This window comes from Pontibacter rugosus (genome assembly GCF_042678745.1).
Classification (GTDB): domain Bacteria; phylum Bacteroidota; class Bacteroidia; order Cytophagales; family Hymenobacteraceae; genus Pontibacter; species Pontibacter rugosus.
Genome location: NZ_JBHTLD010000562.1, coordinates 1 through 529, shown reverse-complemented (window position 1 = coordinate 529; position 529 = coordinate 1). Strand labels below are relative to the sequence as shown.

The window sequence follows — 529 nt, the reverse complement described above, 5'->3', positions numbered from 1 at the left end:
CCCGCAGCCACACGGGCAGGGCCGTATCGAGGTCGATGGCGCACCAGGCCGCCGCCCGCTGGCCCGTCAGAAACAGCAGCAGGCGCAGGTTGTATTCTACGTAGAATATTTTTCCGTGCTGAAAAAAACAGCGCAGCCGGTGCTGGGCGTACGGCTGCGGGCCCAATGGCTGCGAAGCCGGCCCCTGCCGGCCTACCAGCAGCACAGCATAGCCGGCGCGGGCCAGTGTAGCGCAGATGCGCTGCATTCGCTGGTCGTAATTTAGGTCGGTGGTGACGGTGAAAACCAGACGGGGCGGCAAAACAGGCAGAAGGGTTAGCGGCGCAAAAAGGTGGATTATTCGGGAATTGTTCCCAATTTAAGAACTTCGTTCGGGGACCCGCTTGTTGGGGAAGCCATTTTGCCATTCTCTGCCTCCCTCATGCCTCCTTCTCCGAGCAACTCGGCCGCCAACAAATCCGCCGCACTTTCGCCCGATATTTACCGGGCACTGTTCGAGCAATCGGCCGATGGACTGCTGCTTTACAAC

Annotated in this window: 1 protein-coding gene and 1 pseudogene; one reads left to right on the top strand and one right to left on the bottom strand. The window is 59.9% G+C overall.

Features of this window, described 5'->3' with window-relative positions:
• Positions 1 to 301, bottom strand: a pseudogene (locus tag ACFQ2O_RS22475) (glycosyltransferase); the annotation flags it as partial.
• Between the two features lie 30 nt (positions 302 to 331).
• Between ACFQ2O_RS22475 and ACFQ2O_RS22470 the strand changes: the two are divergent.
• On the top strand, positions 332 to 529 hold a 198-nt coding region (locus ACFQ2O_RS22470), incomplete at its 3' end, for a hypothetical protein (protein WP_377533281.1).